This is a genomic window from Synechococcus sp. CS-1326 (assembly GCF_025128115.1).
Classification (GTDB): Bacteria; Cyanobacteriota; Cyanobacteriia; order PCC-6307; family Cyanobiaceae; genus Regnicoccus.
Window position 1 is genome coordinate 43,592 of sequence record NZ_JAHLYV010000004.1, and the last position, 22,863, is coordinate 66,454.

At 61.0% G+C, this 22,863-nt stretch carries 32 protein-coding genes and 5 pseudogenes; 18 read left to right on the plus strand and 19 right to left on the minus strand.

Going from position 1 to position 22,863, the window contains the following annotated elements; genetic code table 11:
* Positions 1-130: 130 nt before the first annotated feature.
* Positions 131-376, minus strand: a pseudogene (locus KQ307_RS14835) (FitA-like ribbon-helix-helix domain-containing protein); the annotation flags it as partial.
* Between KQ307_RS14835 and KQ307_RS00935 the strand changes: the two are divergent.
* The 6 genes and pseudogenes from KQ307_RS00935 (at position 303) to KQ307_RS00965 (ending at position 2,484) form a co-directional block, all read left to right on the plus strand.
* The gene (locus tag KQ307_RS00935; RefSeq protein ID WP_259726639.1) at positions 303-620 is read left to right on the plus strand and encodes a FitA-like ribbon-helix-helix domain-containing protein; all 318 of its coding nucleotides are present in this window, start codon (positions 303-305) and stop codon (positions 618-620) included. The pseudogene KQ307_RS14835 and the gene KQ307_RS00935 overlap by 74 nt on opposite strands.
* Entirely contained in the window at positions 617-1,018 is a 402-nt protein-coding gene (locus KQ307_RS00940; protein ID WP_259726640.1) for a type II toxin-antitoxin system VapC family toxin, read from the plus strand. The genes KQ307_RS00935 and KQ307_RS00940 overlap by 4 nt, the downstream gene beginning before the upstream one ends.
* A 71-nt stretch (positions 1,019-1,089) precedes the next feature.
* Positions 1,090-1,374, plus strand: a pseudogene (locus KQ307_RS00950) (HEPN domain-containing protein).
* Complete coding sequence (locus tag KQ307_RS00955; protein WP_259726642.1) at positions 1,340-1,678, plus strand: nucleotidyltransferase domain-containing protein; 339 nt, start codon at positions 1,340-1,342, stop codon at positions 1,676-1,678. Before KQ307_RS00950 ends, KQ307_RS00955 begins: the two are co-directional and overlap by 35 nt.
* An 81-nt stretch (positions 1,679-1,759) precedes the next feature.
* On the plus strand, positions 1,760-2,149 hold the full coding sequence (locus KQ307_RS00960) for an AAA family ATPase (protein WP_259726643.1): 390 nt from the start codon (positions 1,760-1,762) through the stop codon (positions 2,147-2,149).
* Between the two features lie 8 nt (positions 2,150-2,157).
* Complete coding sequence (locus KQ307_RS00965) at positions 2,158-2,484, plus strand: DUF4143 domain-containing protein (protein ID WP_259726644.1); 327 nt, start codon at positions 2,158-2,160, stop codon at positions 2,482-2,484.
* Here KQ307_RS00965 and KQ307_RS00970 read toward each other — a convergent pair.
* From KQ307_RS00970 to KQ307_RS00985, 4 genes are read right to left on the minus strand one after another with little or no spacing between them, the layout of a single operon-like run.
* Positions 2,477-3,067: a type II secretion system protein J gene (locus KQ307_RS00970; protein ID WP_259726645.1), complete on the minus strand. Its 591-nt coding sequence runs from the start codon at positions 3,065-3,067 to the stop codon at positions 2,477-2,479. The genes KQ307_RS00965 and KQ307_RS00970 overlap by 8 nt on opposite strands.
* A 3-nt stretch (positions 3,068-3,070) precedes the next feature.
* Positions 3,071-3,655, minus strand: a complete 585-nt coding sequence (locus KQ307_RS00975; protein WP_259726646.1) for a Tfp pilus assembly protein FimT/FimU — start codon at positions 3,653-3,655, stop codon at positions 3,071-3,073.
* Positions 3,652-4,179 carry a hypothetical protein gene (locus KQ307_RS00980; protein ID WP_259726647.1) on the minus strand — a complete coding sequence of 176 codons (528 nt, stop codon included), beginning with the start codon at positions 4,177-4,179 and terminating at the stop codon, positions 3,652-3,654. The genes KQ307_RS00975 and KQ307_RS00980 overlap by 4 nt, the downstream gene beginning before the upstream one ends.
* 13 nt (positions 4,180-4,192) lie before the next feature.
* On the minus strand, positions 4,193-6,031 hold the full coding sequence (locus KQ307_RS00985) for a hypothetical protein (RefSeq protein ID WP_259726648.1): 1,839 nt from the start codon (positions 6,029-6,031) through the stop codon (positions 4,193-4,195).
* Positions 6,032-6,427: 396 nt separating this feature from the next.
* On the opposite strand from KQ307_RS00985, the gene KQ307_RS00990 reads away from it, so the two are divergent.
* The 5 genes from KQ307_RS00990 to KQ307_RS01010 all read left to right on the plus strand — a co-directional run bounded on the left by KQ307_RS00990 (position 6,428) and on the right by KQ307_RS01010 (position 10,161).
* Positions 6,428-6,922: a hypothetical protein gene (locus KQ307_RS00990; protein ID WP_259726649.1), complete on the plus strand. Its 495-nt coding sequence runs from the start codon at positions 6,428-6,430 to the stop codon at positions 6,920-6,922.
* A complete protein-coding gene (locus KQ307_RS00995; protein ID WP_259726650.1) occupies positions 6,919-7,368 on the plus strand; it encodes a hypothetical protein in 450 nt (149 codons plus the stop codon). The genes KQ307_RS00990 and KQ307_RS00995 overlap by 4 nt, the downstream gene beginning before the upstream one ends.
* Positions 7,365-7,919 carry a GspH/FimT family pseudopilin gene (locus KQ307_RS01000; protein WP_259726651.1) on the plus strand — a complete coding sequence of 185 codons (555 nt, stop codon included), beginning with the start codon at positions 7,365-7,367 and terminating at the stop codon, positions 7,917-7,919. The genes KQ307_RS00995 and KQ307_RS01000 overlap by 4 nt, the downstream gene beginning before the upstream one ends.
* A 30-nt stretch (positions 7,920-7,949) precedes the next feature.
* Positions 7,950-8,648 carry a prepilin-type cleavage/methylation domain-containing protein gene (locus KQ307_RS01005; protein WP_259702007.1) on the plus strand — a complete coding sequence of 233 codons (699 nt, stop codon included), beginning with the start codon at positions 7,950-7,952 and terminating at the stop codon, positions 8,646-8,648.
* Positions 8,649-8,727: 79 nt separating this feature from the next.
* Positions 8,728-10,161 carry a sensor histidine kinase KdpD gene (locus KQ307_RS01010; RefSeq protein WP_259726652.1) on the plus strand — a complete coding sequence of 478 codons (1,434 nt, stop codon included), beginning with the start codon at positions 8,728-8,730 and terminating at the stop codon, positions 10,159-10,161.
* Here KQ307_RS01010 and KQ307_RS01015 read toward each other — a convergent pair.
* Positions 10,130-10,855: a response regulator transcription factor gene (locus KQ307_RS01015; protein WP_259726653.1), complete on the minus strand. Its 726-nt coding sequence runs from the start codon at positions 10,853-10,855 to the stop codon at positions 10,130-10,132. The genes KQ307_RS01010 and KQ307_RS01015 overlap by 32 nt on opposite strands.
* Before the next feature lie 444 nt (positions 10,856-11,299).
* On the opposite strand from KQ307_RS01015, the gene KQ307_RS01020 reads away from it, so the two are divergent.
* The 4 genes from KQ307_RS01020 (at position 11,300) to KQ307_RS01035 (ending at position 13,103) form a co-directional block, all read left to right on the plus strand.
* The gene (locus tag KQ307_RS01020) at positions 11,300-11,458 is read left to right on the plus strand and encodes a hypothetical protein (RefSeq protein ID WP_259726654.1); all 159 of its coding nucleotides are present in this window, start codon (positions 11,300-11,302) and stop codon (positions 11,456-11,458) included.
* Complete coding sequence (locus KQ307_RS01025; RefSeq protein ID WP_259726655.1) at positions 11,458-12,321, plus strand: ABC transporter permease; 864 nt, start codon at positions 11,458-11,460, stop codon at positions 12,319-12,321. The genes KQ307_RS01020 and KQ307_RS01025 overlap by 1 nt, the downstream gene beginning before the upstream one ends.
* 117 nt (positions 12,322-12,438) lie before the next feature.
* Positions 12,439-12,681, plus strand: a complete 243-nt coding sequence (locus tag KQ307_RS01030; RefSeq protein ID WP_259728577.1) for a FitA-like ribbon-helix-helix domain-containing protein — start codon at positions 12,439-12,441, stop codon at positions 12,679-12,681.
* A complete protein-coding gene (locus tag KQ307_RS01035; RefSeq protein ID WP_259726657.1) occupies positions 12,678-13,103 on the plus strand; it encodes a type II toxin-antitoxin system VapC family toxin in 426 nt (141 codons plus the stop codon). Before KQ307_RS01030 ends, KQ307_RS01035 begins: the two co-directional genes overlap by 4 nt.
* Here the strand turns inward: KQ307_RS01035 and KQ307_RS01040 are convergent.
* From KQ307_RS01040 to KQ307_RS01085, 10 genes and pseudogenes are all read right to left on the minus strand, one after another.
* Entirely contained in the window at positions 13,078-13,389 is a 312-nt protein-coding gene (locus KQ307_RS01040) for a nucleotidyltransferase family protein (protein WP_259726658.1), read from the minus strand. The two genes, KQ307_RS01035 and KQ307_RS01040, sit on opposite strands and share 26 nt — an antisense overlap.
* An 8-nt stretch (positions 13,390-13,397) precedes the next feature.
* Positions 13,398-13,802 carry a nucleotidyltransferase substrate binding protein gene (locus KQ307_RS01045; protein ID WP_259726659.1) on the minus strand — a complete coding sequence of 135 codons (405 nt, stop codon included), beginning with the start codon at positions 13,800-13,802 and terminating at the stop codon, positions 13,398-13,400.
* Positions 13,799-13,984: a type II toxin-antitoxin system HicA family toxin gene (locus KQ307_RS01050; RefSeq protein ID WP_259726660.1), complete on the minus strand. Its 186-nt coding sequence runs from the start codon at positions 13,982-13,984 to the stop codon at positions 13,799-13,801. Before KQ307_RS01050 ends, KQ307_RS01045 begins: the two co-directional genes overlap by 4 nt.
* Positions 13,981-14,193, minus strand: a complete 213-nt coding sequence (locus KQ307_RS01055) for a type II toxin-antitoxin system HicB family antitoxin (protein WP_259726661.1) — start codon at positions 14,191-14,193, stop codon at positions 13,981-13,983. Before KQ307_RS01055 ends, KQ307_RS01050 begins: the two co-directional genes overlap by 4 nt.
* Before the next feature lie 221 nt (positions 14,194-14,414).
* Complete coding sequence (locus KQ307_RS01060; RefSeq protein ID WP_259726662.1) at positions 14,415-14,609, minus strand: type II toxin-antitoxin system RelE/ParE family toxin; 195 nt, start codon at positions 14,607-14,609, stop codon at positions 14,415-14,417.
* Positions 14,610-14,612: 3 nt separating this feature from the next.
* Positions 14,613-15,047: a type II toxin-antitoxin system ParD family antitoxin gene (locus tag KQ307_RS01065; protein WP_259726663.1), complete on the minus strand. Its 435-nt coding sequence runs from the start codon at positions 15,045-15,047 to the stop codon at positions 14,613-14,615.
* A gap of 40 nt (positions 15,048-15,087) precedes the next feature.
* Positions 15,088-15,501, minus strand: coding sequence for a putative toxin-antitoxin system toxin component, PIN family (locus KQ307_RS01070; RefSeq protein WP_259726664.1), 414 nt, complete (start codon positions 15,499-15,501; stop codon positions 15,088-15,090).
* A complete protein-coding gene (locus tag KQ307_RS01075) occupies positions 15,501-15,800 on the minus strand; it encodes a type II toxin-antitoxin system Phd/YefM family antitoxin (protein ID WP_259726665.1) in 300 nt (99 codons plus the stop codon). The genes KQ307_RS01070 and KQ307_RS01075 overlap by 1 nt, the downstream gene beginning before the upstream one ends.
* Before the next feature lie 53 nt (positions 15,801-15,853).
* Positions 15,854-15,988 (minus strand): hypothetical protein, encoded by a 135-nt coding sequence (locus tag KQ307_RS01080; protein ID WP_259726674.1) that lies wholly within the window; start codon positions 15,986-15,988, stop codon positions 15,854-15,856.
* A 71-nt stretch (positions 15,989-16,059) separates the two neighbouring features.
* Positions 16,060-16,362: pseudogene (locus tag KQ307_RS01085) on the minus strand (HI0074 family nucleotidyltransferase substrate-binding subunit); the annotation flags it as partial.
* 176 nt (positions 16,363-16,538) lie between these two features.
* Here KQ307_RS01085 and KQ307_RS01090 point away from each other — a divergent pair.
* Positions 16,539-17,384 (plus strand): FkbM family methyltransferase, encoded by an 846-nt coding sequence (locus KQ307_RS01090; RefSeq protein ID WP_259726666.1) that lies wholly within the window; start codon positions 16,539-16,541, stop codon positions 17,382-17,384.
* Between the two features lie 37 nt (positions 17,385-17,421).
* Here KQ307_RS01090 and KQ307_RS01095 read toward each other — a convergent pair whose 3' ends face one another.
* Entirely contained in the window at positions 17,422-17,991 is a 570-nt protein-coding gene (locus tag KQ307_RS01095; RefSeq protein ID WP_259726667.1) for a methyltransferase domain-containing protein, read from the minus strand.
* A gap of 116 nt (positions 17,992-18,107) precedes the next feature.
* On the opposite strand from KQ307_RS01095, the gene KQ307_RS01100 reads away from it, so the two are divergent.
* On the plus strand, positions 18,108-20,225 hold the full coding sequence (locus KQ307_RS01100; RefSeq protein ID WP_259726668.1) for a glycosyltransferase family 41 protein: 2,118 nt from the start codon (positions 18,108-18,110) through the stop codon (positions 20,223-20,225).
* Positions 20,226-20,489: 264 nt separating this feature from the next.
* On the opposite strand, the pseudogene KQ307_RS01105 reads toward KQ307_RS01100, so the two are convergent.
* Together KQ307_RS01105 and KQ307_RS01110 are read right to left on the minus strand one after the other, a co-directional pair.
* A pseudogene (locus tag KQ307_RS01105) lies at positions 20,490-21,455 on the minus strand (IS5 family transposase).
* A 74-nt stretch (positions 21,456-21,529) separates the two neighbouring features.
* On the minus strand, positions 21,530-21,985 hold the full coding sequence (locus tag KQ307_RS01110) for a type IV pilin protein (protein WP_259726675.1): 456 nt from the start codon (positions 21,983-21,985) through the stop codon (positions 21,530-21,532).
* 447 nt (positions 21,986-22,432) lie between these two features.
* Here KQ307_RS01110 and KQ307_RS01115 point away from each other — a divergent pair.
* Positions 22,433-22,863, plus strand: a pseudogene (locus KQ307_RS01115) (transposase); the annotation flags it as partial.

Consider the following 22,863-nt stretch of genomic DNA (forward strand, 5'->3'; position numbering starts at 1 on the left):
GGATTCGGCGCCCATCCCGTTCCTCGCGGATCAGGGCCGCGACGTCAAGGCTGCGGCCTGCGGCCGGGGTGGTGTCCCGCAGACGAGCCAGCTCGTGGCGGAGGGATTCGTCCTGCTGGGCCGCGGTGGTGAGCAGATCGCGCAGGCTCTGCTCCAGGGAGAGGCCTTGAGCCCGGGCACGGGCCCTGAGCGCGGCCACTACCTGATTATCCAGCTGCCGGATCAAAAGCTGCGCCATGGCGCTTTTGGGATTGCTATCGACTATCCATAGCAACGTTGTTGCGATTCCGTGGTACCCGCGCATGCGCCAGCGAAGCCCGCTGCAACCAAAACGGTTGCATAATGGTTGCAGCGTTGATGAACTGGTGGCTGCCATGGCCAAGAGCCTCACCCTCAAGAACCTGCCGGACGCACTCCACGCCCGCCTGAGCGCTGCGGCCAGGCAGCATCGCCGCAGCCTCAACAGCGAGGCGATCGTGTGCCTCGAAGCTGGACTGACGCTGGCACCAGTTGGGGCGGAGGAACGCCTGACGGCTATTCGTGCACTTCGCGAGACCCTGCCGCGCAATGGTTTTGCCCCCGCCGACAGCGACGCGTTCAAGCGTGAGGGCCGCCCGTGATCGCTGTGGACACCAACGTGGTGGCCTATCTGCTGCTTCCCGGCCCGCAGACAGCGCTGGCGGAAGCCTTGCTGATCGATCAACCCAACTGGGCGGCTCCGCCGTTGTGGCGCAGTGAATGGCGCAACGTGCTGAGCGGATACCTGCGGCGAGGCGACCTGAGCCTCGATCAAGTGCTCAGCCTGCAGCAGCAGGCAGAAGACCTGGTGATTCGCCATGAGGAAGCCGTGTGTTCTGACGCTGTGCTCCGGCTGGCGGCCACCAGTGGCTGCAGCGCTTACGACTGTGAATTTGTGGTCGCTGCTCAACAGTTGGGCATACCGCTGATCACGGCGGACCGCGCTGTGCTGAGAGCTTTTCCTGATCTGGCCCATCCCCTGCCTCAGGCCACCACCTGAATCAGCAGGGCAGACTGGCTGAATGGGCCTGCTTTGCCGCCCATCAGGCAACTGAGAAATCTCTCAAAGCCTTGAATATGGCCCTGGGACAACAGGTCTGAGGGGATACTCTCACTCGGATCTGGGCCGAAGTGTCCGGCAAGGATGAGCTGCAACCACCTCCGCCGGAAGCGCTTGAAGACCGGCTCCGCTTGCTGGATGGCTTCGATATCCCCACCCGCTATCCGGACAGCTACCCGGAGGGAACCCCCGGTGAACATTTCGGCAGACTGCAGAGCGAGCAGGGCCTGTTTCATGCCACAGCGATCATCGAATGGGTCAGTGCTGCGCTGGCCCAGTTCCGAGAGCGTGCTTGAGGCGGCAGGCCAACCGGAGCTGGAGGCGGTGGGTGTCTTCGGCTTCTACGGGCGCGGTGATGCCGGTGTGGGCAGCGACCTGGATCTGCTGCTGGTGCTGCGGCAGTGCGAGCTGCCGATCTGGGAGCGCCTGCGCCCGTGGGACACGGCCGATCTTCCGCTGGCCACCGATCTGCTTCTCTACAGCCGCCTGGAGTGGGAGAGCCTCCCCCAGTGGAACCCGAAGCTGGCGGCAACGCTTGAGCGCGACCTGCGCTGGTTGATCAATCCAGCGGCGGGGGGTGGCTCCAGGCCAGGGCTCTGAACCAACCAAGGCAGCCAGACCGGCAGAATTGGAACCACAAACTCCAAAAGGGCGGCGGATTTGGCGGCAGTCAGGCGATTTTTGCGCGAACCAGCCGTGAGCTTCTTTCTGCTCGGGCCGCGCGGCACGGGCAAGTCGACCTGGTTGCGCCAGGTGCACTGCACGGCCTACTGGCTCGATCTGCTAGATCCAGAGGCCCAACGCCTGCATCAGGCGCGGCCGGAACGGTTGCGGGAGCGGCTGGCGGGCGAACCCGGCATCACCACGGTGGTGATCGATGAGGTGCAGAAAGTGCCGGGGCAGTTGGAATCTGCTGGCCGGACGCCTGGTGGGGCCTGGCTGCATCCGTTTCTGGCAGCGGAACTGGGGGTCGAGTTCAGCCTGGAGAGAGCTCTGCGTGTTGGCCTGGTGCCTCTGGTGTGGGAGGCCGCTGATGCAGAGCAAACTCTGCGGTCCTGCACCTCAACCTGAGGGAAGAGGTGCAGGCCGAGGCGCTGGTGCGTGATCTTGGCGGCTTTGCTCGGTTTCTCAAGACGATCAGCTTCTCGCACGGCTCCACGCTCAGCTTCTTCGAGGTGGCGCGGGAGTGCCAGGTGGGCCGGAAATCGGTGGAGATCTCCCTCCTCATCCTTGAAGATCTGCTGACGGCCTTCCGTGTGCCGGTGTTCAGCCGGCATGCCCAGCGCCAGCTGGTGGCTCTGCTTGATCAGGGCCTGGAACCCCTGCGTATCGATGGAATTCTCTGCCTGCCCTGCGGGGATTTTCTGCAGAAGCTGGAACCGGAAACCCCGCTGCCGATCAGTTGATCAGGGTGACGCGGGTTTTGGTGGAGATGCCGGTGCGGGTCATCGGGTTGGTTGCGTTGGCATCGCGGATGGTGAGGGTGTAGTTCACCGCCTTGGAATCGGTGGTGTTGGTGAGGGTGAGCGTGGTGTTGGAGCTCACATAGCTGTAGAAGCGGGTGCCGGCGAAGTCCAGGGTGCCGTTGGGGTTGATCGGCGGGCCGCAGCGTTTGAGGGAAGCGGTGGTGCCTGAGCCGCTCACGTAGTAGTGAATCGGTGTGGTGGCGAGGGCGGCACCTGTGGCTCCGAGGTTGGGCACATCGATCGTGAACAGGGAGTTGGCGGTGGTACCGGTGCAGCCGCCTGCACCCGTGATCGGCACCCCATAGCGGATTCTGTCGCCTTCGCCGATTTCGGCCTCGAGGAAGCTGGAGAGCCGGCCCATGTTGTTACGGAGACTCTGGGCCACTTCCATCCTGTTGCCGCTGCGTATCTGGGACACCAAGGTGCTGGCGGCCGCGGCCATCAGAAAGCCGCCCATCACGAGGCCAACCAGCAGCTCGATCAGGGTGAAACCAGCTTCGTTTCGAACGGCGCGGGGGTTCATGGCTCAGAACACCGCAAAGGAGGTGCAGTTGGCAGCGCTGCTGGCCGCAGCACCGTTGCTGCCGATCTGGATCTGGCCGATCGTGGCGGTGAGGCGCACGCACCGGAGCTGGGTGGTGCCTGCCAGGTGCACCTTGAGGTCGGTGTCGACCGTGGCGGACATGGAGCTGCGCGGCGTGAAGCTGACGGTGGTGGGGGCGGCGGGTGCCAGTGCAACGCCAAAGCGATCGGGGCCGTTGGCGACGACCGGGAGGAGGAAAGCGCGGGCGTTGGCGTCGTTGGTGGAAACGGGTGAAATGGGCGCGCAGGCGGCGGGAGTCACTCGGGCGATCTCGGCGCCGGCGGCCAGGGCGCCGGTGGAGAAGGTGACGGTGCAACCCGTGCCGCCCAGCCGCTGGGAGGAGGAACGCACGGCTTCGAGCCAGGCGGCCAGCTGAATCGCCACGCCATTGACCCGCTCGCGCTGCCATTCGCGGCCGGTGGCGTTGATCACCACGGCCGAAGCGATCCCGAGCACGGCCACGGTGACCATCAGCTCGATCAGGCTGAACCCGCAAGCGATCAGACGTGGCGGGGCGAGCTTGGTCATGGACACCAGGCCGCCACCGTGGGGGTGAACACCACTAGGCGATTGGCATTGGCGCCGGCATAGTTGATGCGCAGGCGATTGGTGGCGATGTCGTCGGTTGCCAGGGTGCGGGTGATCCCGGCCAGGGCAGGCCTGGCGTTGATCGCCGTGACCAGGGCGGTGTTGAGTGTGTCGCTGGCGGTGTTGTTGCAGGCGGTTTCGAAGGCGGTGATGCCGGCTGTGGTGGTGGGGAAGTAGTAGTTCTCGCTGCGGGCGGCCACACCGATGGTGCAGGTGGTGAAGCCGCCGGCGCCGGAACACCAGGTGAAGGTTTCGGCCAGGTTCTGGATCGCGGCGAGATCGCTGTCGATCAGCGATTGCTGGTTGCTGCGGCCCTCGCTGCTGATCATCGAGCGGCTGCTCACCATGCTGAGCATGGCCGCCATCGAAAAAGTGGCCGTCAGCAGCACGGTGGCGATCAGGATCTCCAGGATCGCGAAGCCGGCGGTCGGTGGGGATGGGGACTGGCGGAGTTGGGAGCGCATCGAAACCACTGGATCAGAACAGCGAGGTGGAGGCGCTGCTGCGGGCGACCCAGTCAAAGATGGGCAGACGGAAGGGCTGGGCGGCGGAATTGGTGAGGCCGTAGAAGGAGCCGGAGAGGGGCGGGACGGCGATCTGGGTGTTGTAGCCGGCCCGGGCACCAGTGCCCATCGACAGGTTGTTCACCCAGAGGGAGCCGCGATAGTTCGGCATGCCGAAGGGGTTGTCATCGGAGTCGGGATCTTCGCGGAGGGTGAGGGTGCCGTAGGGCAGATACATGAAGAGGTCGCGGATATAGCCGTCGTCACCCACCTGAACATTGATCTGACGGTTGCTGTAGATGGCTGCCCGGCTGGAATCATCGGGAAGGGCGCGGGTGGCGCAGGCGGTGTTGCCGCTGGTGGGTGTGGCGCACTTGACATGCTGGATCTGGCCATCATCCCAGTTATTCACCGTGGTGACGTTGCCGGCGTTCCACTCGGAATTGAGATAGAGGTAGATCGGCGCCCGGGAGGAATCGATCACGAATGTGTTATTCTGGCGGCGATTGGTTTCGTTGTTATTAAGGGTGTTGTCGCTGACGGTAAGTGAACTGATCCGGCAGTGGTAGGCAAAGTCGGCGGCAGAGCTGCCGGTGCGGGCGCAGGAGTTGTTGATATTGGGCTGGCCTGTTGCAGGCGTGCAGCTACCTGAGACAATTACTGTTGAAAGATTCGGCTCACCATTGGCGCCTGGAGCAGCGAGGTTGGTGTTGGTGGTGTTGCACAGTTCGATCCCAGTGTTTGTGTCGTTGACCCGGAGGTAGTCTTTGCCGTTATTGACCTGAGCCTGGGTGCAGGTTTGGGTCCCAGTGTTTCCCACGATCACAACCTGTTGCCCTGTGTTTTCGCAGATCGAGTTCGAGGTGATGGCGATGCCACCGCTGCTGCCGGTACAGGTCTGGCCGGCGGGGCAAGCGGGATAAACGGGCAGGGCGGGAAGCCTGATCCCCACGCCTCGCACCGGCACACTGCCGTCGATGGGTCCGGTGACACCGGGGCAGATGCTGCGGGTGAGGCAGATGATGTCGGGTGGTTTGTTGGCGCTGACGCTGGTGGAGCCATCGTTCTGGACCCGCAGCTGGGCGCCGCTGTCGGCGAAGCTGACGCCGCCGGGGGGAACGGCAACAGGAGGGCTGCCGACTCCTGGCTGCTCCAGAGCAGCACCCACCAGCAGACGCGGGAAGCTGTTGTCGCAGGCGCGGGGATCATTGCCGTGGGCCGGCAGACCTGTGATCGTGCCGAAGGAGATCTTGCAGCACTTCGGCACCACCTGAAACTCTCGCGTCACCGTGGCGGTGGATACCTGGCCGCCGGCGTTGAGCACCTGGCCTTCAATGGTGAGGGCGATGTAGCCGACGTTGGCGGCGTTATCGAGATTGACCAGGCTGTCGCTGTAGCTGCCGGTGTTGGAACTGGTACCGGCGGAGTTGCTGATAAAGCGTTGATTGCGAGTGGAATTCTTGATTTCAACGCTGCGCAACACGAAGCGGCGGTTGGCGTTGCCGGCGATGGTGTTGACGGCGCCGTTCCTGAAATTGATCGCGGTGGCCGTCGGAGCGGTGCCCGCCGCGGCACAGGGGTTCTGGAGGCTGGTGTTGCTGGCTGCCCAACTGTTCAGCGGTACTGCCGAAACGAGCAGCTTGCGGTTCGCCTCCTGGTTCAGGGTGCTGATCACCGTGGCCAGGCCGGCTTCGGCAGCTTCGCGGGCTTCGCGGCTTTCGCCCTGGAAGGCGGCGCTGAGATTGCCGAGGGTGGCGCGGCTGGCCATCGCCACCGAGCCCAGGATCACCGTGAGGATCACGAACAGGGCCATCGCAAGGGAAAAACCCGCCTGGCTGGATCGATTCCTGGCCTGGGAGCGCCTGGAATTGATCAGTAAGAGAAAAGTCCGTGTACGCATTATCTCAGAAATTTCTTAGAAACTTCTAATCTTTTGTATCTTCCAATACACTATCACGTTTTTAACTATGCGTGGGGTTCTGTTCAGCGCTGAGCAGGAGGGAATCCCGCCGGAAACGAGAGGGGAAAGCCGCCTGTGGATCCTTTGCGCAAAGCCGTATTCCCGGGTTGTGGGGGTCGGGCTGGCCCGCTGATCGAGCATCAGCAAGGTGTTACAAGATATGGCCCAGCGGCCCGCCAGGCGCCGGCCCGGGATGAATCCGCCAGCGGGTGGGAACGCTGAAACGGTGATCCGCCCTGGAGGCCGCCGATGCCATCCCGCAACACTTTGCTCAGGCCCATTGCTCCAACACCCACCCGCGAAGCGGGCTTCTTCCTGCCGCTTTCGTTCGGGGTGGGGCTGGTGCTGCTGCTCAGCAGCCTCTCGGTGCAGACCGCGGCCCTGCATGGCAGCCAGCTGCTGGCGGCCGAGCTGCGCCAGCGCCAGGCCGACGACGCCCTGGCCTCCGCCGCCCAGCAGGTGGCGGCCCAGTTCAACGGCCCCTACGGCTGCCTGCTGGCCACGGCCTCGGCAACCTGGCCGGCAACGGGCTGTGGGCCAGGCGCCGGCCTCGCCCCGCTGCTGGAGGCCCCGGTGGGCAGCGCCCGCTACCGGCTGCTGTCGTGGCAGCCGGTGGTGGGTGAGCTGCGGCTCGCCCTTGAGGCCGGGGGGGCGACGGCCAGCCGCCAGCAGGGGCTGTTCCGGTTGCGGCTGGATCCGGCCCGGCCGGCCGAGGTGCTCGGCGTGCGGAGCCTGGGCCGATGACCCTCACCGAGATCACGATGGCGATGCTGGTGTTCTCCCTGGCGGCCAATGCTTCGGTGCAGCTGTGGGGGGCGAGCGCCAGCTGGGCCCAGGCCACCGCTGAGCGGCAGGACACCCTGCGCCTGATCGATGCCGACCTGCTGCGGCGGGAACACAGCCTGCGCCAGGCGGCCCTGGCCTGGCAGGCGGAGCGGCCTGGTTGCGAGGCCGCCAGCCTGAGGATGCGCCAGCAGCTGGAGGTGGCCGGCCCGGCGCTGCCGGCCGGGGTGAGCCGCCAGCTGAGCGCGGCGGCGGCACCGGTGGCGCATGGCTTCTGGCTCGTCTATCTGGCCGAGCCGCTGGGGCTGGAGCGGCGCCGGCTGTTCAGCGCGGCGGCCCACGGCCTCTGCCCGCCCGCCGCCGCTGAACCAGAGGCGCCCCTCACCGACAGCGAGGTGGGGGCATGAGACCAAAAGGGCGCCGTGCTGGCCTTCCCGGCCGCGGCCGCTGGGGCCAGGAGGGCTCCAGCCTCACGGAAGTGCTGATCACGGTGGCGGTGCTGGGCCTGCTGGCCGGGATGGCGATGCAGGCGGGCAGTGAGAGCCTGGCCAGGCAACGGCTGGAGGCGGCGACGCGGCGGCTGGCCCAGGGCATCGAACGGGGCCGGACCGAGGCTGCCCAGCGCGGCGAGCCCTGCGGCCTGAGCCTTTCGGAGCAGGGCTGGCAGCCACCGGCGACGGGCAGCCTGATCGCCTGCCGCGCCACAACGCTGGAGCTGGCTGAGGGGGTGGAGAGCGCCACGGTGGCCCTGAATCACAACCTGCCGGAGGTGTTGCGCTTCAGCAGCAATGGCCTGGTGCTCGATGGCGGCACGGTGGTGCTGGCCAGCGCTGGCACGGCCCTGCGCCGCTGCCTGGTGATGGCGCTGCCCCTGGGCATCGTGCGGCTCGGCCGCTACGGGGGCAGCGCCGACGGCACGCCGGAGAGCGAGCTCTGCCAGCCCGATCCCAGCCTCTGAATCCCGATCGTCCTCTACCCATTCATCCTGATGGCAACTGTTTTGATCCGTGCCCGTCTTGCTCGTGCCCGCAGGCTCCCTGCCGGGGAATCCCAGCCCCACGGCGGCTTCTCCCTGCTGGAGCTGCTGCTGGCGATGGGCCTGGGCCTGCTGTTCTGCGGTGTGGTGCTGCAGGCGCTGCTGGGGGAGGGGCGCAATGCCCAGCGGTTCAGCCGGCTGCTGCGGGAGCGGGCCAACCAGGACCGTGCCCTGGCCCTGATCCGGGCCGATCTGCAGCGGGCCACGGCGGTGGCGGCCGATCCGGAGCGGCACGGCTCGGTGTGCGGCCTGGCCGGACGCACGGCGGTGCTGCAGCTCAGCACGCCGGAGGGGATGGTGACCTATTCGGTGGGGGCGGCGCCGAGCGGCATCTGGCAGGGCCGGGTGCTGATCCGCTGTGGCCCCGCCTTCGGGCTGCATGGCCAGGTGGCGGCGGGCACGGCCTTCCAGAGCCGGGTGGTGATCGACGGCCTGGCCGCCAGCGCCACCCCCTGGCAGGGATGCCGCCCGCTGCTGGCCGCCGGAGACGCCGCCGCCGCCGTGGACCTGAACCGTTCGGCCCGGCTGCCGTTCTCGGCCTGCCTGGATCCCGGCGCCCAGCTGGTGGCCCTGCGGCTGGAGCAACAGTTCACGGCGGGCGGCGGCTCGGCCCAGCGCATCGTCAGCGAGGCGGTGGCGGGAGCGGGTTAGGGGAAAGGAACGGATGGATCAGCAAGGGCCGAAAGCCGCCGCCGCTGAGGGACACTCTGGTGATGGATGCAGGGATACGTTGAGCTCCATCCGCCGCCGCCTCCAGGCCAGCAGCCTCCTGGCCGTGCTGGCCGGCTATGGGGTGTTGCTGCTGGCCAACCGCCAGCTCAACGCGGAGAACCGGATCGCCCTCCACAACGACGGGGTCGATCAGCTGCAGCGCCAGCTCAGCCTGGCGCCAGCCCCAGCCGATGCGGCGGGCCTGCAGCGGCGGATCAACCAGGTGGTGAGCCCGGGGGCGCTGGTTTGGCTGGAGCTGGCGAACGGGATGCCCTTCGAGGAGCCGGTCGTTCGGGGCTTCAGTGTGGCGCCCGGATCGATGGGGCGCCTGATGGCCACCGCCAGCGCCTTTGCCAACTCCAGCGTGCGCCCGAGCAGTTTCGAGATCGAAGGCCGCACGTTCCTCAGCTCCAGCCGGCCGGTGGCCCTGGTCAAGGGGGTGGCGGAGCTCTATGTGCTGGAGGATTTCAGCATTGATGCCGAGCGGGAACGGCAGACCCAGCTGCTGCTGATCGCCTTTGCCGGGATCACGGCCCTGTTCACCAGCGCCCTGTTGCGGCTGGCGCTGCGCCGGGGTCTGCAACCGCTCGATCAGCTTGTTGCCGCCATCACCACGATCCAGGCCGACAGCCTCAGCCGCCAGCGGCTGGAGGAGCGGCCCCGGCCCGAGGAGCTCGAACCGATCGCCCTTGCCTTCGATGCCCTGCTGGAGCGGCTGGCGCTCTCCTTCGAGCGGCAGCGGGCCTTTGCCGATGGGGTGGCCCATGAGCTGCGCACGCCGATCACCCTGATCAGCGGCTATGCCCGCCGCCTGCTGCGCCAGGAGGCACTGGCGGCCCCAGGCCCGGCCGAGAGTCCCCGTCCCCTGGCCCTGATCCAGGGTGAGGCGGAACGGATGGGGCGGCTGGTCAGTGATCTGCTCGACATCGCCCGCGACGACACCGGCCAGCTGGTGCTCAGCCGCCAGCGGCTCGATGTGGAGCAGGAGCTGCTGAAGGCCTATGAGCGGCTGGTGGGCTTTGCCGGGGGGCGGCTGCGGTTGCGCCCCCCCCTGGATGGTCCGGTGCTGGAGGCCTGCGGAGATGCTGACCGGCTGCAACAGTGCCTCACCAACCTGGTGGAGAACGCCCTGAAGCACACGGCCGATGGGCCGATCGAGTTGTTCGGCAGCCCCGCCGGGCCTGACAGCTCGGTGGTGGTGCATGTGCTTGATCAGGGTGCTGGAGTGCCTGATGCCGAGAAGGAGATGATCTTCGAGCGCTTCGTGCAAGGAAGCCGGGGCCAGGGAACGGCAGCGGCCCGGCGGGGCAGCGGCATCGGCCTCTCGGTGGTGCGGCTGTTGATGCGGCGGATGGGAGGGGAGGCGAGGGTGGCGGACGGCCCGGGTGGTGGCGCCGACTTTCAGCTCAGCCTTCCGCCCTTCAACCCTTCAGAGCCCCTTCCTTCAGCATGAAGCCAACGCCGCGCACGGTCTGGATCAGGGTGGGCAGGCCAGGCCACTCGATCTTCTTGCGCAGATAACGGATGTAGACGTCAAGGAGGTTGTCGTCGCCGAAGTGGTTGTCGCCCCACACCGATTTGAGCAGCGTTTCCCGTTCGTTCACCCGGTTCGGGTTGCGCAGCAGGCAGCGCAGAAGGTCGTACTCCCTCACGGTGAGGGGAACCTGGGTGCCGTTGCGGATCACCTCGCGGGTGGCGGTGTTCATCGTGAGGTCGGCGAAGCTGAGCTGCTCCACCTCGCTGCCATTGAGGTGGAAGCTGATGCGACGAAGACTGGCACGGATCCTGGCCAGCAGTTCCTCGATCGAGAACGGCTTGCTGATGAAATCATCGGCGCCGGAATCGAGTGCCTCCACCCGATCACGCACATCATCCCGGCCGGTGAGCATCAGCACCGGCATGGTGAGGCCGCTGGAGCGGAGCCGGCGGCAGATCTCCACCCCGCTGAAATCGGGTAGGCTCCAGTCGAGCAGCACCAGCTCGAACGGCATCGGGCTTTCCCTGATCATGGTCAGAGCGCTCTGGCCGCAGTCCGCCTCCTCCAGATCGACCCCTTCCACGGCCAGCTCGGAAATGAGGAAGCGGCGCAGCTCGGAGTCGTCGTCAACGATCAGACCGCGGCTTCGCTTTGTGACAGAACCATTCACAACAGAAATTTTGCCAAGCGTTGAAGTTGGACTTTCCAATCCAAATTTTAGATTAAAGGGCGATTGATTTGATTTTCTTAAAAAAATCTGAGAAAATATGGGACTTCCCCCCTGTGCTGACTTATTAAAGGTGTTGGCCATTTTGACTTCCAGGCCAAGTAGCCACGAACAATTCAGTTTTCAAGGGTCTTGAGCAGCCATCCTACCCAGGAATTTCTCCTTTTTCTGTTGGGTGGGTCGTTTTTCGTCACAGGAATCTTCCTGTTCACCAATCAGGTGATGGTCGGCTCCGGTTTGCGAAGACTGGCCTCAGGGCGGTTGGGCGGCGCAGGGTCTGGGCTGATTTTTGTTGGCACGTTCGCTCTGGGGGCGGGTGGCGGCTTCGGTTTGCTGCAGAGCCACTTGTTCAGCTTCCGAGAAACCTGCCTCTGGAGCCTGAGGGTGATGATCGGCGGCGGTGGCGGCCTGATGTTCCGGTCGATACGTGGCTACCAGGAGGAGGAGCGGCAGCGGAGAACGATGGATCAGGATGAAGCGGCGGCGAAGATGATGGACATCAATGAGGAGCTGGAGCAGTTGAAAACCCGCCTCGACGAGCGTTGATGGGGGCGCTGTGGCGCTGGCAGCCCCGGGATCTCTCGGGCCGGATGGCCCGCTGGGGGGTGCTGATCGTGCTGGCGTATGGCCTGCTGGCCGTGGTCACGCCGCTGCTGATCCAGCTGGGGGTGCTGCCGGATCCGAACACCGGACTGGAGAACCCGATCTATGCGGCCCCGTCGCTGGGCCACTGGTGCGGCACCGACCGCCTGGGCCGTGATGTGTGCGTTCGCACCCTGGCCGGCAGTGGCGTGGCCCTGCAGGTGGTGCTGCTGGCGGTTACCACGGCGCTGCTGATCGGCGTGCCGCTGGGGATGCTGAGCGGCTACCTGGGCGGCTGGCTCGATCGGATCCTGGTGTTGTTGATGGACACGCTTTACACCCTGCCGGTGCTGCTGCTCTCGGTGGTGCTGGCCTTTCTGCTGGGGCGGGGCCTGCCGAATGCGGCAGCGGCGCTCTGCGTGGTGTACATCCCGCAGTATTTCCGGGTGGTGCGCAACCAGACGGCCCAGGTGAAGGCGGAGCTCTATGTGGAGGCGGCCCAGTCGCTGGGGGCGGGGCCGGTGTGGATCCTGCGCCGCTACCTGCTGCGCAACGTGATCACCTCGGTGCCGGTGCTGCTCACCCTCAACGCCGCCGATGCGGTGCTGGTGCTGGGCGGGCTGGGTTTCCTCGGCCTGGGGCTGCCGGAAGCGATCCCGGAATGGGGCGCCGATCTGCAGCAGGCGCTCACGGCCTTGCCCACCGGCATCTGGTGGACAGCCCTCTACCCCGGCCTGGCCATGTTCGTGCTGGTGCTGGGCCTGTCCTTCCTGGGGGAGGGGCTGGAGGCCTGGGTGAGCGGCGGCGAGGGGGGCAGGGGCAGCTGAGGGGCTGGGGGAATGATGGAGAGCTGGTTCTTGCTGGTGCGCCCGGCCATGTCGCCACACGATCAGTACTGCTAACATGATAGCGGTCTGGCATCGGTCGTTTTGAGGGCGCAGCTGTTGGTTCGCAACCTGGATCTATCCGTGAAAGAGGCCTTGCAGCGTCGGGCCCTGCGCCATGGCCACAGCATGGAAGAGGAAGCCCGGCTGATTCTCGCGAAGGCGGCGGAGAACGAGCACGTGGAGCCAGAAGGAACTGGACTTGGCTCGCAGATTGCGGCACTGTTCAAGGGCGCTGGACTGGATGAACCCATCGCTGAGTGGCGAGGGCAGGAGGCTGAAGCAGCCGTGTTCGAAGCGTGATTCTGCTGGACACGAACGTGATCTCGGCCTTGATGAAGCGCCGCCCGGACCCTGCTGTTGTGGCCTGGCTGGATGGCCAGCTGCGCCAGGAGGTCTGGCTGCCGAGTGTGGTGGTGTTCGAGTTGCGCTATGGCGTGGCAGCCCTGCCGGTCGGCCAGCGCCGCCGCTCGCTGCAGCAGGCTTTGGAACGGTTGCTTGAGCAGTTGGTGCAGGAACGCATTGCTCCGCTGGATGCTCTGGCGGCCCAGCGGGCCGCTGCGTTGGCCGCTGATCGCAAGACCAGGGGGCGATCGGTTGATCTGCGGGACATCCTGATCGCCGGCATTGCCCTGGCCCGCGGCGCGCAGCTGGCCACCCGCAATGTTCGGCATTTTAGCGACACCACCATCGGCCTGATCAATCCTTTCGCTCCATCCGAGTGAGCACCGGCAGACCCACCCGCTCCACGTGGTCGCGCAGGTCGTCGTGGAGATCGGCGTGGAGGGAGAGATCCACCTGCCAGGGCAGCAGCAGATCATCGATCGCCTCCATCAACTGCAACAGATCCCGGTGGCTGAGGTGGGCGCCTTGCAGGGTGAGGTCCACATCGGAGGCGGGCTGGTGGCGGCCCATGGCCCGGGAGCCGTAGAGCCATGTCGATTCCACGGCCGGGCAGGCCGCCAACACGGCAAGAAGCCGCGCACTGGCGTCCGGCGGCAGCCCGGGCACCGGCTGGGTCAGGACGCCCGTTGCTGCAGTGTTGCCCTGAGCTGGCGGAAGCATTCGAGATAGCCCTCGCGGATGTTGGTGGCGATCTGGATTGCCGTGGACCTGTTGTAGGTGTGGCTGGTGAGGTTGCGATCCTGGATCATGGCCATCCAGGCGGTGCCGTGGCTGATCAGGCCCACCCGGTAAGCCCCGCGCAAGGTGTCACGGGAGCCGACCAAATCAGAGTTGCTCTCACTTTTGAGCAGGTCGCGCAGGGTGTTCCAGCCGAGCTCGAACGAGGATTCGAATGCCTTGATCAGGCCCAGTTCTTCGCGGGGGTTGAGCACGGTATGTTCGAAGAAGCTCTCCAGTTGCTCCAAGGCGCGGCAGTAGTTGGAGAAGCGCTGCTGCCAGCGCACATCAGGTTCGTTCAAGGTGGAGGAATTCCAAGATCCCGGCAGATTTTGCGAGCCAGCAGCTCCTTGATCTCGGAATGACGCGGGATTGCGCTGCGGCGATTTTGGGTTCGGTTCCACCACCATGAATGATTGCCACCCTCTCGCAAGAGCTCGCAACCATGCTGATTCAAATGGCGCAGAAGATCCCGCCGTTTCACAGGGTGAGGGCCAGTTCCTCGTAACCATGGCCAGCAGCCTCTAAGGCCTCAAGGCGGTTGAATTCCAGGGCTTCACGAAGCACCTGCCGAAGGGATTCCAACAGCTCTTCCCGGGTTTGTTCCTGAGCATTGACCCCGGGCAGTTCTTCCACCCAACCCAGCCACCAAGGCCCATCCTGACGAATCACTGCTGTGTAGGTGGGGGTCATGCTTTTTCGTGAGCCAAGGCGAGATTTTGACATTGTAAGCCTGCTTCCAAAAGAGTGGTCATAACTGGGAAAGGAGCTGTTCTGATGTCCAGAGCGTCTTACTCCAGGGCCCGGGGGTGATTGGAGAATCGCAGCTGCCAGCGCAGTGTCTCGGGCTCCATGGAGCACGCGCACGATCTAAACTCATCCGTGAATGGCAACAAAGAAGATGGCGTAACGACCTACCGGAAGCTACGAAGATCATCGGCCAGCTCGTCCTGTCGCCGACCGATGGCTGGTTGCTCTGCCAGCAATTTGACCTTCTGATCAATCAGGTCGATGAACGCATCGGCCTGATCGTCGCTGTCATCGGCAATGAACTCCCAGATTTCAGCTAGATCAATCTTGGCGAGAGGGATGAGAACAATCAGCGCCACGGCTTACGCACCCTGGGGGGTGATCCGGCGCGACGCCTTGAGGTTCCGCCCATGCTGCTTGATCTCCACCGCATTCCACTCGGATGGCTCCCCACTGGCCAGGCCCTCCTGGACGTCGGAGCGCAGCTGCTGGAGCTTGATGGAGCGCAAATGGTCTTGCTGCTCCATCAAGCGGAGGGCTTCGCGAAGAACCTCGCTGGCGGAGGTGTAGAGGCCGGAAGCGACTTTGACCTTCACCATCGCTCCAGTTTTGTCAATCCTTGCCAACAACAGCCATTCTGGTTTTGTTTTTTCCTTTTGACGGTTCTTGTGCGTGCGTGCACCGTGGGCCCTCAGCGGAAAGAAGCATTCGAGAGCGCCTTCACGGATCCGGTGATGTTGCGGTCCTGAACCATGGCCATCCAGGCGGTGTTTGTCGCTCAGGACGTCAATCTTCACAGGTCATGGAGCGTTTGGGGTTGGAGCGGGTTGAGATGACCTAAGCCAGCTCATCGCGATCCAGCCGATTGATCAGGTCCCTGGGCTTGAGCACCTCAATGGTGCCCCTCAGTGCAGGAGGGAAGTGGGCGATGTTGCCAGCCGCAAGCAGCGCCATCCCGGCCTTGGCGGTGGCAAGAAAAACGGCGTCATCAGGGTCTGGCAGGGGGTGGGGCCATGGATCGGCCAGAACCTGGATAGCAAGATCCTCCAGGTTGTCCACAAGGCGAATGTCCGCAGCTTCGGGCAAAGCGAAACGTGGACGGAGCAACACTTCCAGGTAGTCCTGAAGGATGCGTGATTCCACCACGAGTTGCAGGGTTTCGTCCATCACCAGATCCAGCAATCTTCCCGGTGGACCTGTTGGGCTGAGAATGCCGGACACCACTACGTTTGTGCCCAGGACCACGTGCATCAGCAGGGGGCTTGTTGGCGACGCTGTTGGCGCAAGGCCTGGATCTCATCGTCGATGGTTGCGTTGCCAAGTTCCGCGGCGCCGGAGCCACGGGCTGCTCGGCGCAGCTGCCTCAGGGCCAGCTGGGCTTTGGCGAGGCGGAGGGCCTGCAGAGATTCCTCGAGGGTGCTGCCATCCACAGAAACCATCAGGGCCACGGGCTGACCGTTGTTGGTGAGAAGCAATTCACCCTGGGCTGCCAGCTGCTGCTGTGCAGCTCCGGGCCGGTTGCGGAGCTCGCGGATGCTGATCACGTCCATGGAATGGATGTAGCGCAATCGTGCGACGGCTGTTGTTCGTGCCGTGCCGCTGTTCAGGGCTCAAGGCCATCAGCAGGGCTGACGCCCTGCCGGAGCAGATCCCGGTGGGTGAGGCGTTCGCCGCGCAGGGTGAGATCCACATCGGAGGCGGTTTCCACGGCTTCGCAGGCTCCCAGCACCGCCAGCAACCGCTCGCTGGCCTCAGGCGGGAGCCCTGGGACGGGCTGCGTGATTGCGGCCGGTTCTGGAGGGTGGCCCTGTTGTAAGTGTGGCTGGTGAGGTTACGGTCTTGAATCATGGCCATCCAGGTGGTGCCATCGGTGATCAGGCCCACCCGGAAGGCCTCACGGATGGTGCCGCGGGAGCCGACCAGGACGGTGGTGCCCTCACTGGCGAGCAGATCGCGCAGGGTGTTCCAGCCGAGCTCGAAGGTGCACTCGGACGCCTTGATCAGGCCCTGCTCCTCTTGCTCAAGGGCCCTGCAGAAAATGGCAATGCGCTGCTGCCAGTGCACATCTGGATCGGTCAAGGGGTGCTCAGGCCGTTCTGCAGGCCCGGTCATTGGCCAGTCCAGAGCCTAAGAGTGCCGCAACGAGTTGGCCAATCAGCACCAAGCCCGGCCGGTTCCTTGGTCCTGGTTTTGGTGCTTTACTTCTGGATCGCCAGGTGCTGAGGTGGTAGGGGGGATGAACGCTTAGCTTCTGAGGTGCGTCCAATGCCTAAGCCGTGAACTGGAGCTTGGTTGATCTGTTGCCCGAAGGAGAGAGAATTCACATCCTCGATGTTGGAGCTGCTCTGAGCGAAATACCCTCTTACCAGGGCCTTATCGATGCTGGCTGTGCCCGCATCACGGGCTTCGAGCCTGATCTAGCCGAGTGTGATCGACTTAACCAGATGTATGGCGATCCCCATCGCTTCTATCCCTGCTTCGTAGGGGATGGAATGCCTGCCACATTTCATCAAACCAACTGGGCGTTAACTGGTTCCTTGTTTGAGCCGAACATGCCGCTTTTGGATAAATTTCAGAATCTCGGCGAGCTGACACGGCCTGTGGCCACATATCCAGTTATGACGCAGCGAATCGACGAGATCACTGAGATTGAAGGAATCGATTGCATCAAGATTGATGTACAGGGCAGTGAACTTGCTGTGCTTCAACATGCCCAGAGGATTTTACCGAATGTGCTGTTGATTCAGGTTGAAGTTGAGTTTGTAGAGATGTACAGAGGTCAGCCGATGTTTTCCGATGTGGATGCCTTCATAAGGGGAAAAGGCTTTCAATTCCATTCCTTTAATCAGTTTGGAGGACGCGCCTTTAAGCCGATGGCACCACGAGGTGATGTTAATGCTTCGTTTCGACAATGGCTGTGGTCAGATGCAGTTTATGTCGCTGACTGGATGAAGCTAGATGAATTAAATAATGATCAACTCCGTAAGTATGCTGTACTCGCTCATGACGTCTTAGGGTCTTTTGATCTTGCCCATTTAGTTCTTGCGGCACTGGACTCTCGAATTGGTGGATTGGCTGCTGAGCTTTACTTGATGATGCACGGTGAAGTCGAAGCATTCAGGGATCATGATTGAATGTGAGCAACCAAGTGTAAAGTGAGTTGGAATGAAATTAGACAGGATTTTCGGGGTTTTTAGCTCTTACATTGAGGCTGATTCGCACGCCCTTGAATTCCATTTCGCTGGTGTCGTGAAAAATTTTCAGGCTTTCAACTCTCGTGATACTAGTATAGCCAGCAGATTTTAAAAATTCACTCAGAAATTCTTCATTGAGCCCTGTAAGATGGTAGTCAAATGCATCTATGTGCCCACCAAAAATCATTCTCATTACCATAAATCGCTCTTCCAGATTAAGAAGATTCTTTTCTAGAAATAACCCAGCCAAGATGTCCATATCAGGCACGCTGATGTACAGGCTACCTCCAGGTTGCAGGGTCCGCCTCCATTCGGCGAGGGTCATTGCAATTTCGCTAGAATAATCTAGATGCTCCACAACGTGGGAAGCGTATATTTTGCTGAAGGTACCGTCTGCAAAGCGTGAGAGATCGTTAGCATTTCCTACGTGATCCACGTATTCGGCGGGGATGGCGTTCAGAATTTCCCAGCCAGCCGAAGGAGATGTCCCACCGATGTGAAGATTTCTTGTCATCATAGTGAATTTTGATCTTAGGAGTTTAGCCACGTTTGCGTGAATGTGCATGTTCACATGTTGCCTGTTACATGGGATACTTGGTCGCGGCGCATCCACATCATGATGCTCCATAGTTAAACTACGAATACAATCTTCGCTTTTTTATGGTGGCCAATCACTCCCACCTCAGCCAAGGAGCCAGCCATTCATTCGACCCTGAAGAGCAGCTGGATCAGATAGCTTTGGCCAAGGCTTGCATCGACAAGGGCGAGTTTGCTAATGCGGAGCTGATCTACCGTGAGCTGATTAAGAGAGGAACAAAAGAGGTGAAAGTTTATTCTAATCTCGCTGTCATATGCGGCTTGGATGGTCGTCTTGCAGAGCGGCTGCGATGGTTAGAAAGTGCTATCTTGCTCGACGAGCAACTTCCAGAGGCTTGGATGAACCTCGGAGTAGCTTACCATGAAGTAGGCCGGCTAGATGAAGCTAGCGCAAGTTATGAAAGGGCGATCCAGCTGAATAAGAATCTAGTTGAGGTATTTTACAATCTTTCTCGCCTCAAGTTTATCCAGGGAGCTAATGAAGAGGCGTTGCACGCTATCGAGATGGGCCTTGCGCTGCGGCCTGATCATGAATTGTTGTTGATGAACTATGGAATTGCCATGCATCTTCTTGGTCGCGCTGATGAAGCAATTCTGCACTACTTGGAAGTTGTGGCTCTCTACCCTGACAATGCTCGACTAATTTTTCTCATAGGCCGGGCTCTTGATGCCATTGGTCAAGTTGATCAAGCGATTGAGCTTTATAGTCAGGCTATTTCACTCGATGCAACTGACGCAGCGATGCATTATCATCTTGGAATTACGCATTTAGCAAAGGGTGAGCTTGACTCCGCAATGGAGAACTTTAGGCGCTCAGTAGAGCTGGATCCGTCTTCTGCTGAACCCGCTGTTAACCTCGCGATGGGCTATTTTAGGCAGGGTGAACTCCAAAGGTCGATTGACTGCTTGAAGAGCGTGCTTAGGCTTCATCCAAGGCATCTGAATACCCACCAAAACCTTCAATTTGTTTACTCAGTGGCTGGTGTTGAGTATGTACACGAGGCAGCGCATGCGGCACGAGATTACTGGGAAATTGTGCGTTCTGAACCTGCGCCATTGCTGGTTGCAGATCCTGCTTTCCTGACAGATGTTGGCGAGAAAAAGATTCGCATCGGTATCCTTTGTGCGGAAATCAGTGGTCATTGTGTTAGTCAGTTTATCGAGTCTTTCTTGCGGCATTACGACCGTGACTCTTTTCTGATTGAGCTCATTGCACCGGCGACTCACTATCAGCAACGCTCTGAGGAATTGGCCCAATTGGCTGATTCTATTGTAGCGCTACAGGGATTGACTTCTGTAGAAGCTCGAAATCGAGTTATGGCCCGAAATTATGACATTATTCTGGAGACCTCTGGATTTACAGGAAATACGGCGATGAATCTGCTGGCTGAACGATGTGCACCCATTCAGTGCCACTACATTGGATATCATGCCAGCACAAGACTTGATACAATCGATTATTTTATCGGTGACTTTGAAACAACCCCCCCCGAGTTTGCTTGGCAATTCAGCGAAACCTTATGGCAATTGCAGCGTCCATGGCTGGCCTGTACCCCATTTGGGCCGCTACCCACAGCGGAGCCGAGAGCTAAACGTATAAGTCCAGTGTTGGGGTCATTCAATCAGCTTGCCAAGGTCCGCAGAGAAACCCTTGCTTTCTGGGCTGAGGCTTTGCTTGCCTTGCCAGATAGTGTGCTACTGATAAAGGATCGACTTACAGCTTCAGCCTTGGTGCGTCAACGGATTGAAGATTCGCTGGCTCAATGTGGGGTGAATCCAGAACGTTTGCTGTATTTACCATTGACTAGCTCCTGGGAGGAGCATATGGATTGCTACAACCTGATTGACATTGCGTTGGACACAACTCCATGGAGCAGTGCTACTACCGGCTTTGATGCCTTGGGTATGGGTGTTCCGCTGGTGGCGATCCGTGGCAGCACAACCTCTGCCCGTATGAGTTCAACGCTGGTTAAGGCGTTAGGCCACTCTGAATGGGTGGCTGAAAGCCCTGAGCAGTTTGCCGAAATTGTCAAGGAGCTTGGCTCTGACTTCCTTTTTCAACGCCATAATAAGGCCCGATTTCAAAACGAGGTGTTAAACAGTCTGCTGTACGATGCTGCTGATCTCACCAGCCATTTAGAGAGAGCCTTTCGGCTAATGCTAATTCAGAATGCCAATGAATAAGGCCGTCAGAACTAATGTGCTGGCCTTGACATAAATAGCTTGATAGCATTATCTGATGCTCTCAGATCGATTAGGGAAGCTCTGATCAAGACGGCTTAATCCAAGCAATGTAGTCTCATTCTCGTTAATGAGACGATATTGAGCATTTTTTGTCCTGTTTTCCCTCATTGCAATCCTTTCATAGTTGTTCAGGCAGTCACCACCATGCATTTTGGCCTGATTTCTGGATGATTATCGGCCTTTAAAACACACTCAGTCCTTGTACTACGCTGGATCAGGTATCTGTTCCCGTGCTATCCAGAGGTTTGCCAGAGCAAAGAGCAACTTCAGCTTGAGATCGTTCTTGCGGATGCCACGGTAGAAGACCTTCCGGAATCCGAACTGACATTTGATGATCCGAAACGGATACTCCACTTTGGCGCGGAAGTGGACTTTCGCCGTCTCAATCAGATCCAGAAGCCTGCCCTCTGGTGTCTCTGGAAGCACTCTGCGCTTGCCGGGCTTCATGGTAATCCTGAACTCAGCCTTGCAGTTCTGGAAGTCGTTTCGTTTCTCGATACCGATGTGGCCGGCATCCCCGTAGATGAGGCGTTCATCCCCGTGGAGCCGCCCAGCTGCTGTGTTCAGTTCATGCACGTTGGCCGCAGTGCTTTTAACAGAGTGGACCAGGCCAGACGCGGCATCAACGCCAATATGGCAACGCATACCAAAGAACCACTGCTTGCCATTGACCACCAAGTGCATTTCAGGATCCCTCTCCTTGCGCTTGTTCTTGGTAGAGCTGGGGCCATTGATGATCGTGGTATCAAGAATTGTGCCTTCCCTCAGCATTACTCCCCTCGCGCTCAGCATCTGGTTCACACCCGCGAGGATCTGCTCGGCGATGCGGTGCTCTTCCAGCAGATGCCGGAAGTTGAGAATGGTGTTCTCATCGGGGATCCGGCCATCCATCGGCTCGATCCCGGCGAAGCGGCGGAAGCAGGGCGTATCGATCAGCATCTCCTCCATGAAGGGATCTGAAAGGGTGAACCACTGCTGCAGCAGGTGGATCCGCAGCATCACCTCCAAGGGAATCGGCGGACGGCCTCATTTGCCGGAGGGCTTGTGATACACAGGCTCGATCAAGGTCAGAAACGCCTCCCAGGGAACCGCGGCCTCCATCTCATCCAAGAAGCGCTGGCGAAGCGTCTTCTTTTTGGCGAAGATCTGTTCGTAATCCGTGAAGCCCAGCTGGAGGGGGCGGTCATCCGTTCCAGTCTACATCTTGGATCTTGGTTGATTTTAGCGGGTTTTTCAGATGTTCTTTAGGTGAAGGTACAGCTCAATGCTCCAGTGGTGGCAATGTTAACAGTGACTGTTTCGCTGGAAGTGGTGCTGACGGAGGTGAGGCAACGAATGCCTGAGGCACCGGCCGTGAAGGTTGCCACAACCGAACCAGTAGCACCAGCAGCGCAGATAACAGTTGAGTTGCCAGCGCTGGTCGGTGCCACACCTATACCGTCAGAGGCGACAAAAGTGGCGCATTCTTTGCCGAGGCCCAATGCCTCGCCCACTCGTGCTCCAGCGGCAGCAGCGTTACGGGCTTGAAGGTAGAGGGGCAGGGCAACGGCGGAGAGAATTCCGACGATCGCAACCACGATCATCAATTCCACCAAAGTGAATCCCTTTGCAAGGCCGGTGGCCTTGACGTGCCGTTGGTTGAGCTGGTTGAGAACCAGCAACTTGGTTTTGGCTTGCATGAAATGCGCCTCTGCAGACATCGATTCATTTATACCTCATTTCTGGCTGCATGGCCCAGGCCGCAGGCTATGAGCGCGGAAAGCTTCCCAAGCATGAATGGCTGCTCATGTTTGAGTGAGGCCAAGGGATCTCGCTACATAATCTAGTGAGAGGCGAGAGAGAAGCCATCTTTACTCATTTGTTTTTGTTGTGTGGGAACGGATTGACTAGCCATTTTCCTGCCCAGCTATCAGGCATCTCTCAGTAACTGATCTAGCACCTCCACGCTTTTCCATGCAATGGCGTCATCCTTGCTTGGGTCCAGTCCATTGGTGTGACCTGAACACTCTGAGAGCCTCTCCGCTTTACTAGCAATTCTCGGGACGAAGTTGCCTCTTCATACCCCTTCTTGATTAGGTAGCAAGATCCGCCGACAGCCGTCTGCTGCCTAAGCTGGTACACATGTACCAGTCCTGATTGCCATGGCCATGAATCGAATCCAGTTCCAGCCCGGCCTGTCGCTGCCCAAGTTGATCGAGCTCTACGGCACCGAGGAGAAATGCGAGGCCGCCCTGAAGCGGGCGCGCTGGCCGGATGGTTTCCGTTGCCCCCGTTGTGAGGGCAAGGAGTATGGGCTTATCGGTGGCCGGCGCCACAAGCGCTATCAGTGCCGGAGCTGTCGCCATCAGGCCACCCTCACGGCCAGCATAATTCTGGAGGCGATCAAGTTACCGCTGACCACCTGATTGCTCGCATCCTACCTGGTGGGCCAGGCCAAGACTGGCATCTCCTCACTCGCTCTGAGGCGCCATCTCGGCGTGAACTACCGCACGGCATGGCTGGTTCACAACAAGATCATGCAGGCAATGAAGGAGCGGGATGGAGCCTATGTCCTACGGGGGAAGGTACAGGTGGATGA